The sequence below is a fragment of the Aerosakkonema funiforme FACHB-1375 genome (genome assembly GCF_014696265.1).
Taxonomy (GTDB): domain Bacteria; phylum Cyanobacteriota; class Cyanobacteriia; order Cyanobacteriales; family Aerosakkonemataceae; genus Aerosakkonema; species Aerosakkonema funiforme_A.
On the sequence record NZ_JACJPW010000153.1, the window covers coordinates 1 to 16,223 of the forward strand.

The 16,223-nt window shown below is 46.5% G+C and carries 16 protein-coding genes; 11 read left to right on the forward strand and 5 right to left on the reverse strand.

Features of this window, described 5'->3' with window-relative positions; all coding sequences use genetic code 11:
* Positions 1-206 precede the first annotated feature (206 nt).
* The 7 genes from accD (at position 207) to H6G03_RS33980 (ending at position 4,868) form a co-directional block, all read left to right on the forward strand.
* Positions 207-1,160, forward strand: coding sequence for an acetyl-CoA carboxylase, carboxyltransferase subunit beta (accD, locus tag H6G03_RS33945; RefSeq protein ID WP_190474757.1), 954 nt, complete (start codon positions 207-209; stop codon positions 1,158-1,160).
* 181 nt (positions 1,161-1,341) lie between these two features.
* Entirely contained in the window at positions 1,342-1,551 is a 210-nt protein-coding gene (locus tag H6G03_RS33950) for a translation initiation factor IF-2 (RefSeq protein WP_190474759.1), read from the forward strand.
* A 164-nt stretch (positions 1,552-1,715) separates the two neighbouring features.
* Positions 1,716-2,207, forward strand: coding sequence for a photosystem II cytochrome c-550 (gene psbV / locus H6G03_RS33960; RefSeq protein ID WP_190474763.1), 492 nt, complete (start codon positions 1,716-1,718; stop codon positions 2,205-2,207).
* A gap of 146 nt (positions 2,208-2,353) precedes the next feature.
* A complete protein-coding gene (gene psbV2, locus H6G03_RS33965) occupies positions 2,354-2,851 on the forward strand; it encodes a photosystem II cytochrome PsbV2 (RefSeq protein ID WP_190474765.1) in 498 nt (165 codons plus the stop codon).
* 167 nt (positions 2,852-3,018) lie between these two features.
* Positions 3,019-3,438, forward strand: coding sequence for a plastocyanin (petE, locus tag H6G03_RS33970; protein ID WP_190474767.1), 420 nt, complete (start codon positions 3,019-3,021; stop codon positions 3,436-3,438).
* A gap of 157 nt (positions 3,439-3,595) precedes the next feature.
* Complete coding sequence (gene petJ, locus H6G03_RS33975) at positions 3,596-3,928, forward strand: cytochrome c6 PetJ (RefSeq protein ID WP_190474769.1); 333 nt, start codon at positions 3,596-3,598, stop codon at positions 3,926-3,928.
* 220 nt (positions 3,929-4,148) lie between these two features.
* Positions 4,149-4,868: a rhomboid family intramembrane serine protease gene (locus tag H6G03_RS33980; RefSeq protein ID WP_190474771.1), complete on the forward strand. Its 720-nt coding sequence runs from the start codon at positions 4,149-4,151 to the stop codon at positions 4,866-4,868.
* Positions 4,869-4,911: 43 nt separating this feature from the next.
* Here the strand turns inward: H6G03_RS33980 and H6G03_RS33985 are convergent, their stop codons facing one another.
* The 5 genes from H6G03_RS33985 to H6G03_RS34005 all read right to left on the reverse strand — a co-directional run bounded on the left by H6G03_RS33985 (position 4,912) and on the right by H6G03_RS34005 (position 11,230).
* Positions 4,912-7,104, reverse strand: coding sequence for a GumC family protein (locus H6G03_RS33985; RefSeq protein ID WP_190474773.1), 2,193 nt, complete (start codon positions 7,102-7,104; stop codon positions 4,912-4,914).
* 113 nt (positions 7,105-7,217) lie between these two features.
* Positions 7,218-8,438, reverse strand: coding sequence for a polysaccharide biosynthesis/export family protein (locus tag H6G03_RS33990; RefSeq protein WP_190474775.1), 1,221 nt, complete (start codon positions 8,436-8,438; stop codon positions 7,218-7,220).
* A 23-nt stretch (positions 8,439-8,461) separates the two neighbouring features.
* Positions 8,462-9,175, reverse strand: a complete 714-nt coding sequence (locus tag H6G03_RS33995) for a cyanoexosortase B system-associated protein (protein WP_190474777.1) — start codon at positions 9,173-9,175, stop codon at positions 8,462-8,464.
* Positions 9,172-10,074 (reverse strand): cyanoexosortase B, encoded by a 903-nt coding sequence (gene crtB, locus H6G03_RS34000; RefSeq protein ID WP_190474779.1) that lies wholly within the window; start codon positions 10,072-10,074, stop codon positions 9,172-9,174. The genes H6G03_RS33995 and crtB overlap by 4 nt, the downstream gene beginning before the upstream one ends.
* 4 nt (positions 10,075-10,078) lie before the next feature.
* A complete protein-coding gene (locus H6G03_RS34005; RefSeq protein ID WP_190474781.1) occupies positions 10,079-11,230 on the reverse strand; it encodes a DegT/DnrJ/EryC1/StrS family aminotransferase in 1,152 nt (383 codons plus the stop codon).
* A 518-nt stretch (positions 11,231-11,748) separates the two neighbouring features.
* Here H6G03_RS34005 and H6G03_RS34010 point away from each other — a divergent pair.
* From H6G03_RS34010 to H6G03_RS34025, 4 genes are all read left to right on the forward strand, one after another.
* Positions 11,749-12,567 carry an RNA polymerase sigma factor gene (locus H6G03_RS34010; RefSeq protein ID WP_190474783.1) on the forward strand — a complete coding sequence of 273 codons (819 nt, stop codon included), beginning with the start codon at positions 11,749-11,751 and terminating at the stop codon, positions 12,565-12,567.
* Positions 12,507-14,162: a tetratricopeptide repeat protein gene (locus H6G03_RS34015; RefSeq protein ID WP_190474785.1), complete on the forward strand. Its 1,656-nt coding sequence runs from the start codon at positions 12,507-12,509 to the stop codon at positions 14,160-14,162. The genes H6G03_RS34010 and H6G03_RS34015 overlap by 61 nt, the downstream gene beginning before the upstream one ends.
* Positions 14,163-14,276: 114 nt before the next feature.
* Entirely contained in the window at positions 14,277-15,392 is a 1,116-nt protein-coding gene (locus H6G03_RS34020) for a LamG domain-containing protein (RefSeq protein ID WP_190474787.1), read from the forward strand.
* A 248-nt stretch (positions 15,393-15,640) separates the two neighbouring features.
* Positions 15,641-16,156, forward strand: coding sequence for a hypothetical protein (locus tag H6G03_RS34025; RefSeq protein ID WP_190474789.1), 516 nt, complete (start codon positions 15,641-15,643; stop codon positions 16,154-16,156).
* Positions 16,157-16,223 lie beyond the last annotated feature (67 nt).

Here is a 16,223-nt window from a genome sequence, read left to right on the forward strand (position 1 = left end):
CGGAACTTAACGACTGTGGACAGTCAGCTGCCGACAGCCCTGGACGAAGCAGTAAGTAAACTTCAATTTCCGGTTAGATCCGGATTTGTATCAGTTTTATGGAGCAGGACAGTTGATTTATCCTACTGAGTTGGCACCCAAAAGCGATTAACGATTAGCAATTAGCAATTAACAATTAGCTAAGTTAAAAGGAATTTAGAGTTTTCATGTCTTTGTTTGATTGGTTTGCAAATAGAAAAAAATCCAGTCCTATCAGTCCGGAACGGCAAGAGCGAGAGATTGCTGATGGACTTTGGACGAAATGCGAAGCTTGTGGCGTGATGGCATATACCAAAGACCTGCAAGCCAATCAGATGGTTTGCCGGGAGTGCGACCATCATATGCGTGTCTACAGCAACGAACGCATCCATCAGCTGGTAGATACTAATACTTGGGAGCCGATGGACGAGGAATTATACCCAGGCGATCCGTTACAGTTTCGCGATCGCAAATCTTACCGCGATCGTCTGCGCGAAACCCAAGAAAAAACTGACCTTTCCGATGCCGTTCAAACAGGTCTGGGTAAAATTGAAGGCAGCCCAGCCGCACTCGGCGTCATGGACTTTCGCTTCATGGGTGGCAGTATGGGTTCTGTGGTGGGAGAAAAGCTCACCCGTTTAGTAGAAAAAGCTACGCAGCAAGGTTTACCGCTCATTATCGTTTGTGCTTCTGGCGGAGCCAGAATGCAGGAAGGAATGCTCAGCTTGATGCAGATGGCCAAAATTTCAGGAGCCCTGCAACGTCATCAAGAAGCTCGACTGCTTTATGTCCCGGTGCTGACTCACCCGACCACAGGAGGCGTTACTGCGAGTTTTGCTATGCTGGGAGACATTATTCTAGCAGAACCAAAAGCGACGATCGCGTTCGCCGGACGGCGTGTCATCGAGCAAACCCTCAGAGAAAAGCTGCCAGACGATTTTCAAACAGCAGAATATCTCCTACAGCACGGCTTCGTTGATGCCATTGTGTCGAGAACTCGACTTAAGTCAACCCTAGCGCAGCTGATTCACCTGCACCAACCGGCTGCAAAAATAAGTCATCTAATGCCGCTCTCAGAATCAAACGGTTCGGCATTCATAATTCCGAGCGAGGGTAAAGAGGAGCTGGGAGCGAGGGAGTAGCCGCTAGAAAGTGAAAAATTAAAAGTTAAAAGTCGAAATTCCTCGCTTTCGCTCTCCTTCTTTCCTAGCCCCCAGCCCCTAGCCCCTAGCCCCTGACTCAAATCAACAGATTCTGTCTTGGGAAACGTACCGCTCAGTGGCATGATTATGAGAGTGGCTCAATCTTTCGCAAACAACCAGTATGGGTTTTGCAGATCTGTCGATTGAAGAAATCGCCGCTGACTACAACACTTCGGTGGCAGAAGTGTTGAAGCTAGGCGATCGGTTGGGAATCAAATACAAAAACCCTCAGACTCGTTTGGCCTTAGAGGATGCGAAGGCGATCGTTTCCGAAATTATGGCTCAAGGAAATAGATCGGGCACTGACCGACAGGAAGATTCACCCCTGTAACCCAACAGTCGCCAGGTCTTTCTGAGCTAGATGATTCCTAGCTTTATCGCTCGTCTGGGCTAGAGCTATGTCGCTCACCTTGTCGATCGGTATGCTGACCAAATCGAACAGATTGAGTCCACCTGCAATATCCAATCACCGAGCCTGATTGTTTTGGGAGTACCATGCTTAAAAAATACATTTTGCTTGCTGTGGCCACTGTATTATTCACCTTCCAGATGGTTGTCGGAAGCGCCTTTGCCGCCGAACTCGACGCCCAAACCCGCACGGTGCCAAAAAATTCGCAGGGTGACACCACAGTCCTGAGTCTGGAACAAGTCAAGGAAGGCAAACGGCTGTTTAGTAATGTGTGTTCCCAATGCCACAATGGGGGCGTTACAAAGACAAACCCCAACGTGGGACTCGAGCCGGAAGCCCTTTCCTTCGCGACGCCGCCCCGCGATAACATCGAAGCATTGGTGGAATATATGAAGAATCCCACCACCTACGATGGCGAAATATCGATCGCTGAGGAACACCCCAGCAAGAAGAGCGCAGATATCTTCCCAGAAATGAGAAATCTGAGCGACGAAGACCTAGAGGCGATTGCCGGTCACATCCTGCTACAGCCAAAAGTAGCAGGCGTTAGGTGGGGAGGCGGCAAAATCTATTTTTAAAGCCGTTGTTTAAAAAGGCAAAAGCAAAAAAGCCAACAATGGAAATCAAGACTATCACTCTTTTGTCTATTTCTGATTGCTTTTTACTTTTTCCTTTTTTCTTTTTACTTGCCCTGCTCACCCCAAATCCCAAAGTGAAGCATCAAATGCTGCGCCCATTAATTTCAGTTCCACGTCTGTTGACAATTTTAGCTGCTTGCCTGAGCGCGATGTTGGTAAGCCTACCAGCTAGAGCAGCAGGTGTAGACCCTTATGTGGTGCGTTACTTACACGTTACAGAACCGATCGCTCTCAAGTTCGACGAGCAGGGTGAGACTCGTCTGTTTTCACCGACAGACGTTTCCAAAGGCAAACAGCTGTTCCAGAAGCACTGTATGAGCTGTCATGTGGGAGGAGCCACCTTACCAAATCCGCAAGTGTCGCTCTCCCTACAGGCGCTTCAAGGTGCCAGTCCGCCTCGCGATAATATCAAAAATCTGGTAGCCTACTTCCGAGAACCGATGCTCTATGATGGGAGCGAAGAAAGCTATGTATGCCGAAGAATCTCCCCCAGTTGGATGTCGGAAGCTGAGGTAACAGACTTGGCTGCTTTCTTACTGACAGCAGCGGATAAAGCACCGGGATGGGGTACAGACAGTTTTTAACTTGGGATTGATTGACAAAATCCCTTCTCTCTCTTAAAGCAGCGATCTCGTTTCTTGCCGATCGCCAGCTTTAGAAAAATACATCCTGAAAATGAAGTTATACCAGCAACTTCTCTGGTAGTTTATTTTCAGGAAACTTAGTCGAGTACTAATCTCAGGAGGAGATTATGGACTTCGTAGCTGCTATTTCACGGCGCTTAAAACTAGCATTTTTGAGCATCTTGTTGGTCGCTTGTACCTTCGTGTTGCTGACTCCCCCCGCTGCCGCCGATACCGTCACGGTCAAAATGGGGAAAGATAATGGAATGTTGGCCTTCGATCCCCCTAAAGTCACCATCAAACCGGGTGACACTATAGAGTGGTTAAACAATAAACTTCCTCCCCACAATATCGTCTTCGATGGGGCAAAAAATCCCGCTAAAAGTGCAGACCTCGCCAAGAGTCTGTCTCATAAGGGTTTATTGATGAAACCCGGTCAGAAGTTCCAAGTTACTTTCCCAGCAGACGCACCAGCAGGCGTATATACCTACTACTGCGAACCGCATCGCGGTGCTGGTATGGTGGGCACAATTACTGTTCAAGGTTAAAGATCTGACCGATCGGATTGCTTGCTCGCACTGGTGACTTCGTGGGGTGTGCTCTTTATGCTTTTGCTCCTGAATGTAAATGTTTGCAAGAACCATAAAATATTCTTGTCTGACATTTTTACCCATTGCTGCACACCTTGATTCCAGGAGAACTCCCTTGAGAAGATTTGTATCTGCTGTACTGCTAACAATCGCAGTTTTGACATTTGCCTTCGGACGTCCTGCCCTTGCAGGAAATGCAGCAAATGGTGCGAAAATATTTTCTGCCAATTGCTCTGCCTGCCATATGGGCGGTAACAACGTCATTATGGCTAATAAAAACCTGAAGAAAGATGCTTTGAAGAAATATGGTATGAACTCACTAGAAGCAATCAAAACTCAGGTGACAAATGGTAAAAATGCCATGCCATCTTTTCGCGGTCGTTTGAACGCGCAGCAGATAGAAGATGTAGCCACTTATGTGCTGAGTCAAGCAGAAAAGGGCTGGTAACTGCTGGCTAAAAGCTGTAGCACTTACGCATAAAGCAGCAAAAATGCAAGGGATTGGGGAGCAAAGGAAGTTCAGGAAGATAAAAAATATTTTCCTCAGTTCTTTTGCTCCTCTGCTATATGTTGAATCTGTAAGTCCTAAGATAGAATCCGCAAGTTAGAAGACGTAACATAATTTAATAGGGTATCTTTCAGCTTAATGATGCTGAGGAAAAAAGCCTGTGGTTCCCCTTCGCGATGAAAATCCGACCCGCATCACTCCGTATGTTACTTACGGGTTGATTGCTGCTAATATTCTGGTTTTTTTATACGAACTGAGTTTACCGCCGCAACAATTGCAAGGATTTTTCCATGTGGCGGCAGTGGTACCGCGAGAGTTAAGCGCTAGCTTTTCGGGCATACCCGCCAGTTATGGACTGCCAGTAAATTACGGACTGCCGGAGTGGATGACTCTGTTTACTTCGCAATTTCTGCACGGCGGTTTTTTACACCTGGCGGGCAATATGTTGTTTTTGTGGATTTTTGGTAACAATGTTGAAGACAAGCTGGGTCACGTCAAATATTTGTTTTTTTATTTGACTTGTGGTGCGTTGGCGGCATTAGCTCAGTGGTTTTTTGCTACTGGTTCGATCGTACCTTCTTTGGGTGCCAGCGGTGCGATCGCAGGAGTTCTGGGAGCTTATATTCTCAGATTCCCCAAGGCACGCATCCTTACACTTTTCGGTTATTTTGTGGGCTATGTTCCCGCTTACTTCTTTTTGGGTTGGTGGTTTGTCCAGCAAGCTTTCTACGGGATTGCCAGCCTCAACGCTCCTGCTAACATCGGTATGGAAGGTGGTGGAATTGCCTACTGGGCACACGCCGGCGGCTTTGTCGTCGGAGCAATTTTAGCGCCTTTATTGGGATTATTTGCCGATCGCTCTGAATCCGAGCAGTTTTAATAAAAGTCAAAAGTCAAAAATGGAATTTTATTGTTTTGGCTTTTCACTTTTTAGCTTTTACTTTTTTGGAGTCTTTGGTTTGGCGTGACTGCAAATTTTCTGCTTCGGCAGTCAGGGAATCTTGGGGTTCTATGCTAACGCTAGGCATCGGCAGCGGGATGTCAGCGCCATTGACGATCGCACCCAACAACTGCAAGTCTTCTGATTCTCCTAATTGCTCGATCGCCTCCGTCAACATACTTTCCCCCGTGTAACCCGGTCGAGCTACCAGCACCATCCCATCTGTGAGCGGCTCCAACAATAGAGCGTCATTGCATATACTAAGAGCGGGCGTATCGATTATTACTAGGTCAAATCGTCCTCGCATATCCTCTATCAAGCGGCGAAACTCGCTTGATTCAATAATAGCTGCCGGTTGTCGCAACGGCCCCGGACTCGGTACCAGGTATAAATTTTCTACTTCCGGTACGAGGCGCACGCACTCGCTCCAAGTGCCGTAGTAACGCAAGGGTTCTATAAAGGCATCAGGGTCGGGTGCCACCTTAACCGCTTTAGAGAGAGATGGCGATCGCAAATCGGCTTCGATCAGCAAAGTTCGCTTACCGGCACGAGCCGAGGCAATGGCCAAGTTGTAAGCGGTGACGCTTTTACCTTCTTGGTCGATCGTACTGCTGAGTGTAAGTACCTTCACAGGTTTATCGCTAGTACGGCGCAGACTGCTGCGGATACGTTCGTAGACTTCCAAATAGGGCGAATCTGGCGTCACCAAAACCGGTATGCCCTCGCGATCGGGGTCAAAGACCAAAATATAAGGTACGATACCCAGCAGTTGCACCTCTTGCTGCGTCAGCAAACCGCGAATATCTTCCATCGTTTGCAAAATACCGCCCATAGAACCGAGCAAGAAGATTAATCCGCCGCCCACAGCCAGTCCAGCTAATGCGCCTATGGCGATCGTCATCATAGGATTTTGTCCGGGCTGGACTACTTCGGAAACTTCTGCCGGTTTGACCGCAGTCAAGCTGCTCACAGTTTCTGCTTCTGCGGCTTGTGCATCCACTAAAGCCGCCTGCATTTTGCTGAAGAGGCTTTGTCTGAGCTGGTATTCCTGCTGTAATTGCGATAATTCTAGTTGCTTATCGGGAATAGTAGCGTATTCTCGCCTTAACTTCTGCTCTTGTAGGAGAATCGCCTGAAACTGCTGCACCAATGCTTCTTGTTGCGTCTTTAAAGTTACGAGCTGTTGTGCTAAGGCTTGTCGAGCCGGATCGAGACTGCTATCTTGACGGATTTTCGCGCCACTTTGGAGCGGTGCTGCTATCCCGTTCCCGCCAATTACCTCGGCGGCTCTGGCTCTGAGCTGTTCCTCGTAAGCTTTTTGTTGCTTGCGTAAAGCAATTATGTTGGGGTGTACGGGTCGCAGGTCTTTGCTGAGAATAGCTAGCTGAGATTCGATTTGGTAAATCTGCACTCGCAAATTGGCAATAATCGGGTCGGCACTGAGAGCCGAGGAAGCATATGCTTGGTCTGGTGTCAAGCCCAAGCGTTGCTGCAAGCTGCGAATTTGGGCTTCGATCCCCTGCAATTCAAATTGTATCTGACGCTGCTGATTTTGGCTGCCAGTAATACCTTGAATTAAACTGCCATTTTCGGCTGCCAACAAAATTGGCCCTTCCACCTTGGTAAACTTTTGCAGTTTTCCTTCTGCCAATCGCAGTTCCTGCTCTACCTGGGGCAACCTTTTAGTAAGCTCCTCCTTAATCGCTCTGAGTCTAGAAGTGTTAATCAAACGGCTGCGTTCGACCATCCCCACCATTATGGAATTGACCACATCAGCAGCTTTCTTCCCATCTTCATCTGTGTAGCTAACAGTCACTATAGGTGGTGGAGGCGGTTGCCCTTTAGCAGCGGGTCTGGGCGGTCTGACCCTAACATTCTTGCGTACCAGTTTTGGATTCGCATTAGCTTGCTTCGCCGCCGTTGCTTTCACATCATCGTTAGCCAGAGCGTCTACATTAATTCCCTGAGCTTGCTGTTGAATATCACTTCCTGTTTTGGAAATAATCACCGGTGGCTGAGTGTAACTTAGTAAGCCTTGAGCTTCATATTGTTTGGGTGGTGCTGGCTGTAGTGCCACAAAACCGGCTCCCCCCATAATGAGAATACAGGCAGCCACTCCCTTCCATTTGTGCTGGTCGAAGGCGATCAGATAGCGTTTAACAATAGGTGAAGCCATAAGTTAAAAGTCAAAAGTTCAAGATCGAATCACAGAAAATCGGTTTTTGAAAGTAGTGGACTGGCTGTGTGGAGAGGGGAATAGTTTTGAGGAAAGACAAATAATATAATATTTTAATCATTATTATTGGTTCCTGGGCCAAAAAGATCGCTCGCACTATCGCTGAGAGAGCGAAAGAACAGCAAAAAACCGAGAATATCTCGGAAAGGTTGAGTAAAAGTATTCAGAGCGTAAGTAATTCGACCCACAAGATTGCGACCGATGACGATCACATCGTTGTCTCGCAGGGGCATATTTTGAGACGCATCCCCAAACAAAGCTCTTTTACCATTGAGTTCCCTGACTATTGCCCTACCTCTTTCTGGATCGAATCGGATCAGGGCTACCCTGTTGATATCTGCTGTTTGCAGATTCGGACTGGCAGCGGTGAAAGCATCCAGAAAAGTACTGCCGCTGGGAAGGCGAAGATTGCCCAAGCCTTGATTAGGATAGCTTAAAACGCGGATATTGATGACTGGTTGGGCTAGAGTCGATTTAGCTACCAGGGTGCGATCGTAAGTAGCGTCGTTTCCCACTTCCAATTGTGGCACGATGACTGCATCTCCATCCTCCAAACGCAAATCTGGGAGAGGATCTCCGGCAGCCAAAGGTGTAAATAGATCTACTCGTTGTTCGATAAAAGAGCCATCCAATAAAAAGCGACGCACCCGAATTTGTCGCAAGTCGGCTTTGTCCGTGCTGCCATTTGCTACCAGCATTGCCGTGGATAGGCGCGGCGGGAACGGCAGGCTATAAAAACCCGGTCGCGACACGGCACCGGTAATAGTCACTTGAACGGGACGCTGACCTGCCAGTCCTACGGAGACTACCGGGTCGATCACGTAGCGATTAAAACCTAAGCGTAATTTTTCTTGAATTTCTGGCAGAGTCAAACCTGCTACAGAGACAGTTCCCAACAGCGGGACGACGATATTGCCTTCCGGTGTGACAGCAGCTTGAAAGCTCAGGTCTGGAAAGCGTTGAGTTATAACGGAAAGGCTATCTCCCGGCCCGATCCGGTAGGGGCCGAATTGGGGACTCGGTTCAAAGCGCTGAGGTGTGTTTTGCAGTTCAAACGGAACTACCGGTATGGTTACAGGGGACTGGGCTATCGAATTTGGGATTTGGGATTGAGAAGCGGAAATGGGGGATAGGGAATGTTCTGCCGCTATAGCCAGTCCCCAGCTTTTTTGAGCGCGTGTCCAAAATAAGCCTGTGAGCAGGAGGGTGCTACCTGTGTGAAGACTGAGCAGGTGAATAGCTATTAAACGTCGCCTTAACACAACCCCTTTCATGTTTAACTTTTCATTTTTAATTCTTAATTTTTGCGAAATGGCCCTGACATTAAAGTGGATTGAACAGTTTTGCCGATCGACTCAGCTATAGGCCAAACTTTTTCGATGTCACCCAAAGGTTCGATGGGTATTTGGATATTGACTGCAACCCACGGAACTCGACGCTTTTGCCACTGCGCCATTTGATCGGCCCAAAACCATTTGCCTGGGTCTGGACTGCCTCCATTGGGAACAGCATACCATTGCAGTACGGCGTAAGTCTGCGTTGGGTTCCAACCTCGGAAGTACTGAGCTTCCACTTTGGCAGTTTGACTGTTATTATTTGTTGAGGTGGCAGTAAACTGAGCCGATCGATAGTTATCTGTTTTCCAACGCCAAAATCCTTTGATATCTACCCACTCTACCTGCGGCTGTTCTTTTGGTCCGTTTTGAGGCAGTAACATCAATACCGCCTGAGTTTGTGGGTCGCGTTGCAGATTTTGGAAAGACCATTTGTGACCGCTCACTTCTGGGTTTTGCTGGGAGATGGTCTGCCAACCCGGAACAGTGAGTCCTGTTTTCCGCAATTGTTGGATTTGCTTGAGGGAAGGTATTGGCGGCGGTTGCTCCCAAGCCCAACGTCCTTTCAGGTAACTGGGAACTGCTCCTAACGCGATCAATACTAACAGGAACAGGAGCAAGATGACCTGAGAGAGTTTTAAGTTATAAGTTTTGAGTTTTGAATCCAAATAATTCATAATTCCTCAACTTGAGGCTGTTCGCTTTCATCGAGGTCGGTGGGAAAATATTTTTCCATTAAATTGATTAGCACAACCAATAATCCCAGCAAACAAGCAGAATAAAAGTCACCGCCCCAACTTTCGTGCAGCCATTCAAAGGCTTGCTGATTGCCAGTACCGTGAAAGAAGGTCAGCAAGGCATTGCGAATGATGTTGGCAATGACGCTGAGCAATGCGGCACTCAATAAGAATAGAATTGTTTTCGTGCGCGATCGCAATGCTCCAGTCCAGAAAAGCAACATCAAGCCTACGTAGAGACTGGTGAATAGCATTTTCAGGCCGGCACAGTGCGGCGCTACCTCCACAATTTGTCCGCCAACGTATAAGTTGATCTCCTCTACCGTGACGTTGACGCCAAATTGACTCAAAATAAACCCAGCTACTCCAGCAATAAAACTTTGTAAAGGTAAGGCATAGGGTTCGATCAGATACGGTACTGATGTTGGCGATGCCAGCAATACCAACAACAAGGGAAAAGCTTGCAATTTGAAACCGGGAAATCCTTTTAACCACAAGCAGAGTCCGGTTAGCACGACTGGGAATGATAAATTTACCCAGTCGTTTAAGCCACTCAGATAAAATATTCCTCCCATAACTAACAAACCGGCACCTATGGGATCTGCTTTATCTGGTAAGCGACGCCACAGCTTTCTATTTGTCCAAGCGATATAAGTGGCAAAGGGTAGACCGATTAATCCGTGGCTGAAATATTCGTGTACGATGCCGATATTTTTGTGCAGCCAGCCATCATACCAATGCAATAGTAAAGGTGCGTACAAAATTGTCAGAAAAGCTAGTATAGCGCCACTGAGTAGATGTGGCTCTAAGGTTTTGGGAATTTTTAATCCTACTTGCATAGATTTAACCGGATATAGCAGCTTCTGGAGCGATAAGGATATGCTGAAGTGCTTGCACGACTTGCACAATTTGAGTTTGGCTCAAACCTGGGTACATTGGCAAGGATAAAATCTGTTTTGATAGGATTTCGGAATTGGGAAAGTCTCCGGCTTTGTATCCTAGATACTGATAAGCTGGCTGGAGATGGCAAGGCAGGGGATAGTGAATGCCTGTTTGAATGCCAACTGCGCTCAGTTCGGCTTGGATTTTTTCTCGCTCGATCGCACAGGATTCGTTAATACGGATGACGTATAGGTGATAAATATGACCTGTGCCGCTTTGGTTATGGATGGGGAAAATACCGTGCGATCGCAGCGGTTCTAGTAAGCGATCGTACTCCTGTGCAGCTGCGTTGCGGAGATTGTTCCACTCTGGTAAATGAGGTAGTTTGACGTTGAGGACGGCTGCTTGTAGGGTATCGAGACGGCTGTTTGTACCGTATTCGGTGTGGAGATATTTTTGTGGCGCACCGTAGTTCCGGAGCGAGCGCATTTTTTGCGCTACCTCTGCATCATTTGTTACCAGAATACCGCCATCGCCGATCGCTCCCAAATTTTTGCTGGGATAAAAACTGAATGCGGCGGCTTTACCGATTGAAGCAGCTTTGTAACCTTCTCGTTCCGCTAGATGTGCTTGAGCGGCATCTTCAAAGATTATCAAATTGTGAGCGCTGGCTAAATCTCGCAGTTGCTTGGGCGACACCATTTGTCCGTAGAGATGCACTGGAACAATCGCCCGCGTTTGCTCGCTAATCGCTTTTTCTGCTGCTTTTAGGTCAATTAAAGCGGTTTCCGGGTCGCAATCGACGAAAATCGGGGTAGCGCCAGCGTGGAGAACGCCGATGAGAGTGGCAACAAAGGTATTGGCTGGTAAGATTACTTCATCGCCGGGACGAATACCGCAAGCTTGCAGTCCGAGTGCGATCGCATCTGTGCCGCAAGCGACGCCAATACCGTATTCTACACCACAAGCATTAGCAAATGCTGTCTCAAATTCGGCGACAGCTTTGCCCATGATAAAATCTCCCTGGTGGAGTACAGTCAGGATGGCTTGTTCGATTTGGTTTATCAGCGGTTCGTGTTGAAAGCTGAGGTCTACAAAGGGAATTTTGGTCATTGATGGGTGAATGTGAGATTTCGATCGCAGCGCTTTGGACTAATGGCAGCAGTTAACAAAGTTATCTGATCTATTTATGGTTTATTTTTGCGAATGCCTCTTCCGTATTTATACGCATAAATCAAATCAATTTGACTGTCGGTAGACCGAAAATTTCTGCACTCCTGTCCAAAAATCCTAACAAACTGTATCTAAACATACAAAATTTCCTCAAGAGACTGCAAGTTACTTAACCGCGCCAGATTGATTAATAAATTTTCTAAAGAAACAAAAATCCTCTCTTCTGTATCTCACTTTCAAGCGGGGAAAAAAATTAAAAATTATTTAAACTAAAATAAATCTACTATTCTTGACATCTGTCTTTAGAAAGATGTTAGATACATTTAGCAAGCAACCGAATTGATCATTTGATTTTAGTTCTACAGTCGATACTTAGGCCCAATTTACATGGGGGATTGACAGGGATTGAGATTGACCTCAATGAAAACCCAATTAAGTACAACATCAGCACAAAAGTTATGTCGAATACTCAATTAGGGGTGGCCTTGACTGAATTTTACCTGTTGGATTGCTGGAAAAAGAGGGAGGAAGTGTTTTGGCAGCTATGGAAAAGGTATCAAAATTATCTTTACCGTCGCTGTCTGAAATGGATGGGGGGTAACCCTGCTGATGCCGAAGAAGCTCTGAGTCGAGCGATGCTCAAAGCTTGGGAGAAGAGTCGAGACTATGCTCATGCGATCGCCAACTTTAAAGCTTGGTTGACTCGATTAACCCATAATATCTGCGTGGATATACGTAGAGAGTCCAAGCGATTAGCGCATCGGGTGGAAAGTTGGGATCTGATCGCCCAGCAGCGGGAGGAGCAACTGGTTTCTCAGTCCCATACACCAGAAAATGCTGCTATGCGAAGCGAATTAGAAATAGTCATCCACCGTGCAATTGAGGAATTACCGCCCAGACTGCGCCAACCTTTTATTCTGCACTTCATTGAAGAGAAATCTTATCAGGACATCAGTCAACAGCTAGGTATCTCCTACGATAACCTTTGCAAACGCATTTCTCAGGCGCGAGCAATTCTGCAAAAGCGTTTAAAACCTTATTTATCAGGGCTTGATGTGTCTCCGTTTGATTCCTCCGATCCATTTAGGAAAAAGGCCAAATCTGGAGTAGAGAAATTACCGTACTCAAGCATCAGGGCTGAGGTAAAAATCCCGCCAACCTTCAATCAAAAAGAGCGCTTTGGCCGTAGCCCTAATTATTATCAAATCACAGCAATATGTCTCGAAACACTAGCTCATGCCTGGTATCAGTCACCCAGTCCTCTGGGGTGGAGTTGAATGTTCACCTTGTTTTAGACGAAAAGCCAATCCGCCAAGACCAAAAGTTAAAAACATTAAGTCAGTACGTGCAGCAGTATGCTTCTGGCTGGAAAAAACGCTTGGAATTGGCCGAACTTTTCTACGCAATCGGTCAATGGGAGCAAGCGGTGGAGGAGTATCGTCAAGTGATCGATCGCCAACCCCAATTAATTGATGTGCGGTTGAAATTGGGGAAATTGTTGCAGTTAATGGGACGGGAAGCTGAGGCGATCGAAGTTTATCAGGATGCCTTACCGTTATCTGGAAATAAAGCCACAGAGCAATACATTACCGGAGCGATCGCACTTTGTCAAAGTGACATTCCCAAAGCGATCGTTGCTTTTGAAACAGCCGCTCACCTAGAACCAGATAACGCCGCTCACTGGCTAGTTTTGGGACAATTGCATATGGGGAGAGAAAATCCTGTGGCGGCGTTACAAGCCTTCGATCGGATTTTGTCAATTAATCCAGATGATATTGTCGCCTTGATTCACAGCTATGATGCGCTAATGGCGCTGGGGAATGTTGGGGAAGCACAAGAACGTTTGAAGAAAACGATCGCTTTAGATCCCGATCGTTTGTGGGTACTGCAACGACAATTGGACGATCGTTGCCAGATGAGATTGGTATCTGGCGAGCAGGGGAAGCAGACTAAAAAGATGATTGGCGCTGCTCTCCAACAAGCTACTCATGGAGCTGATGCTCACAAATCCCTGGCATACTATCACATTTTCCGAGGTGACTGGGAGCAAGGGACAAGGATATTAGCGCAGTTTACGGAGGAACACCCGAATAATCCTAGCGGTTGGTATCACTATGGGCGATGCTTGTTCCATACAGGGGAATATCAGGCGGCGGCTGAAGTGATGCGAAAAGTTTATCGTCTGTATCCCCAGGATTGTGAAATCTATCGGGCGTTGTGCGAAATTTTGCCTCTTGAAGCTCACCCCCAACTCCTCTCCTGGGAAAAGAGGGGAGTAAGAGGAGTAAAAGCACAAAGGGATAACATCACCCTTGCTTCGATCGTAGAAGAGATGTTGGAGCGTTTTGCCGATCGCTGGAGTGTTTGGGCGACGGCGGGACGAGTGCTGGTGGAAAGTTTTCAAGAGATGGAACGGGGGTGCAGTGTTTCTCTGCAAGCGACGCAACTTCAGCCCCAGCTAGCTGATGCTTGGTTTTGTCATGGACGAGTGTTGGCTTTGGCGGGGAAACATCAGGAAGCTGTGGCGGTTTCGATCCAAGGATGGCAGTTGTTAGCAGAAAAGCAGGGATATTTGCAATCCGTGTCTGCTGCGGTGTGGCTGGGCGAAAGTTACCGAGCGCTGGGGGATGAGAGCGCTAGCCGCAAGTGGTGGGCAGAAGCTTGTCAGGAAAGTCAAAAACTGAGGTTATTTAACCCAGTTATGGCTGATTACTGGCAAGGGAGGGCTTTAGAGGGATTGGGCGATGCTATGGGTGCGATCGAGCTTTATCGAAATGCCTTGAGTCAGCAGTTGCTCTATCCCGTTCGCCAGGAGGTCGAGGCAGCTTTAAAACGCCTAAAAGCGAAGTGGCGAAAGAGTTCTCGTCCTTGATACTGATTTTCCCGGTGCATTTTTTTGGCAAAAAAACGCCTCTAACTCGAAAAATTCAGAAATTGGCTTTGAGAAACGTCTTAAGAGTATAGATTGCGTGTAGGATATCACTTGATGAAATTACTGACAAGAGTTTGTCTGGCTTTGTTGTTGGCTGTAACCATTACGTTTGGCAGTTTTCATCGAAAAGCTAATGCTCTGCCTGGAGCAAATTTTCTCGCTCAAATACCTGTTTATACTGCAAGCGACAAAGTTTCCACCTTTAACGGCATCAATGAATGTGACAAAGTTGAGAATAGCGATGCGATCAACTTTGCTACCAATCAGGATTTCACCGTAGCGGTTTGGATTAAACCTGATAGCGAACAAAAAGACCTCAAATATGGAGATAATGATGTTGTTGAAAAGTGGGTCTCTGGGACTGGGGGATATCCTTATGTGATTCGCTACCTAAATTCAAAAGCGGGGAATAACGCTGGAAAAATTGTTGCCGCCCGCTATGATGGCAAAAATAATCCTAGTGTGTACTCAACGACTAAAATTAATGATGGGAAATTCCATCATGTGACTTTTGTCCGCAGTACGGAAAACAATCAAGGCAAACTCTCTCTCTATATTGATGGAAAACTAGAGGCTACCAATCAGGATACGACTGCGGGGAATACCAAAAATAATAGTTCCCTCTATCTCGCTTGCCGAGGTTATTCTCAGAATAGTGGGTTCAATTATTTCGCGGGGAGTATCAATGGTTTAGCTATTTATAATGTTGCTCTCACTCCAGAGCAAATTCAGGCAGTAGTTACCCCGAATTTTCCACCAGGTATAGTTCCCATTAATAGTGCTTCACAAACTGGTGAATTGACAGTATTAGCTAATGAATCGAAAAAACTACCCGGCTTAGTTAACACATTGAATCAGCCTGTCACAGTAAAAATTAGTGCTGAAGGAGTGTGGCAAGCAGCTGCATCAGGCGAACCGAATGGCAAATCAGTTGATGCTAATGGTATCCCTGGTGTGATTTACAAAGAATGGCTATTCCCTGAATTGAATTTAGGCACCCTAGTAGCAGAAGTTAAAGACGCAAAAGGGGTGAGGAAATTTATCAAGAGCGGGAAAGACCAGACGTTTGAACTGCAACCAGGAGAGACAGCTTCTTTCATTTTCAATGATGGAATTCCCTACTTTACTGACAACACTGGCAGTCAAAAAGTTAAGTTTTCCATTAAGTAGCTGTCAAACCAAGGCGTAAGAAACCGGGTTTCTGACTCTTGAAACAGTACAGCATAGTAGCAAAGATACAGGCATAGCAATTCTAGCTATTCTGTATGAGTGCGATCGCTCGTTATTCCAAGGTGTCTTTTCAAAGGAGAGAGCGATCGCAAATTATCAAAGCCAAAGCTGACTGCACTTGTTTTACCCTGCTTACGGAAACCTTAAGCAAGCGCTAAACTCCAAATCTCGAAGGAATTTTCGTTGATATGAAATTCAAATCGTTTTTGTCTACCTTTGTGGTAGTAATGTTTGCAATTGCGATCGTCTTTGTCCCTGCACCAGCTTTCGCGGCACTTACTCCCATCAATACGGATTTACAAAATGGTGAATTAACCGTATTAGCAACTGAATCCAAAGATTTACCCGGCTTCAGTAACAATTTGAAGTATCCCGTCACAGTAAAAATTAGCGCCGAGGGAATGTGGCGAGGCGCTAAAGCAGGTGAACCAAATGGCGATGCAGTAGATGCTAATGCTACCAGTAATGTTAAATACGAAGCATGGCTATTCCCAGAGTTGAAATTAGGCACTCTAGTAGCAGAAATCAAAAATGCAAAAGGAGTGAGGAAATTTATCAAGAGCGGGAAAGAACAGTCGTTTGAACTGCAACCGGGAGATACAGTTTCCTTCATTTTTAATGATGGACTGCCATTCTTTAGCGACAATAGTGGAAGTCAAAAACTTACAGCGGTTCCCGCTGTAAAGAGGTACAATAAGATATGATTGTTGTAGTCAAAGCTAATGAAAGCATATTCCCTCGATCTGCGGCGAAAAATAGTAACAGCACATT

Coding starts and splice junctions, on each gene's coding strand:
- H6G03_RS33950 (WP_190474759.1), top strand. CDS start 1,342: ATGGGTTTTGCAGATCTGTCGATTGAAGAAATCGCCGCTGACTACAAC.
- H6G03_RS34005 (WP_190474781.1), bottom strand. CDS start 11,230: ATGACCAAAATTCCCTTTGTAGACCTCAGCTTTCAACACGAACCGCTG.
- H6G03_RS33985 (WP_190474773.1), bottom strand. CDS start 7,104: ATGGCTTCACCTATTGTTAAACGCTATCTGATCGCCTTCGACCAGCAC.
- H6G03_RS34015 (WP_190474785.1), top strand. CDS start 12,507: ATGTCTCGAAACACTAGCTCATGCCTGGTATCAGTCACCCAGTCCTCT.
- H6G03_RS33995 (WP_190474777.1), bottom strand. CDS start 9,175: ATGAATTATTTGGATTCAAAACTCAAAACTTATAACTTAAAACTCTCT.
- psbV (WP_190474763.1), top strand. CDS start 1,716: ATGCTTAAAAAATACATTTTGCTTGCTGTGGCCACTGTATTATTCACC.
- H6G03_RS34020 (WP_190474787.1), top strand. CDS start 14,277: ATGAAATTACTGACAAGAGTTTGTCTGGCTTTGTTGTTGGCTGTAACC.
- H6G03_RS34010 (WP_190474783.1), top strand. CDS start 11,749: ATGTCGAATACTCAATTAGGGGTGGCCTTGACTGAATTTTACCTGTTG.
- accD (WP_190474757.1), top strand. CDS start 207: ATGTCTTTGTTTGATTGGTTTGCAAATAGAAAAAAATCCAGTCCTATC.
- psbV2 (WP_190474765.1), top strand. CDS start 2,354: ATGCTGCGCCCATTAATTTCAGTTCCACGTCTGTTGACAATTTTAGCT.
- H6G03_RS33990 (WP_190474775.1), bottom strand. CDS start 8,438: ATGAAAGGGGTTGTGTTAAGGCGACGTTTAATAGCTATTCACCTGCTC.
- crtB (WP_190474779.1), bottom strand. CDS start 10,074: ATGCAAGTAGGATTAAAAATTCCCAAAACCTTAGAGCCACATCTACTC.
- petE (WP_190474767.1), top strand. CDS start 3,019: ATGGACTTCGTAGCTGCTATTTCACGGCGCTTAAAACTAGCATTTTTG.
- H6G03_RS34025 (WP_190474789.1), top strand. CDS start 15,641: ATGAAATTCAAATCGTTTTTGTCTACCTTTGTGGTAGTAATGTTTGCA.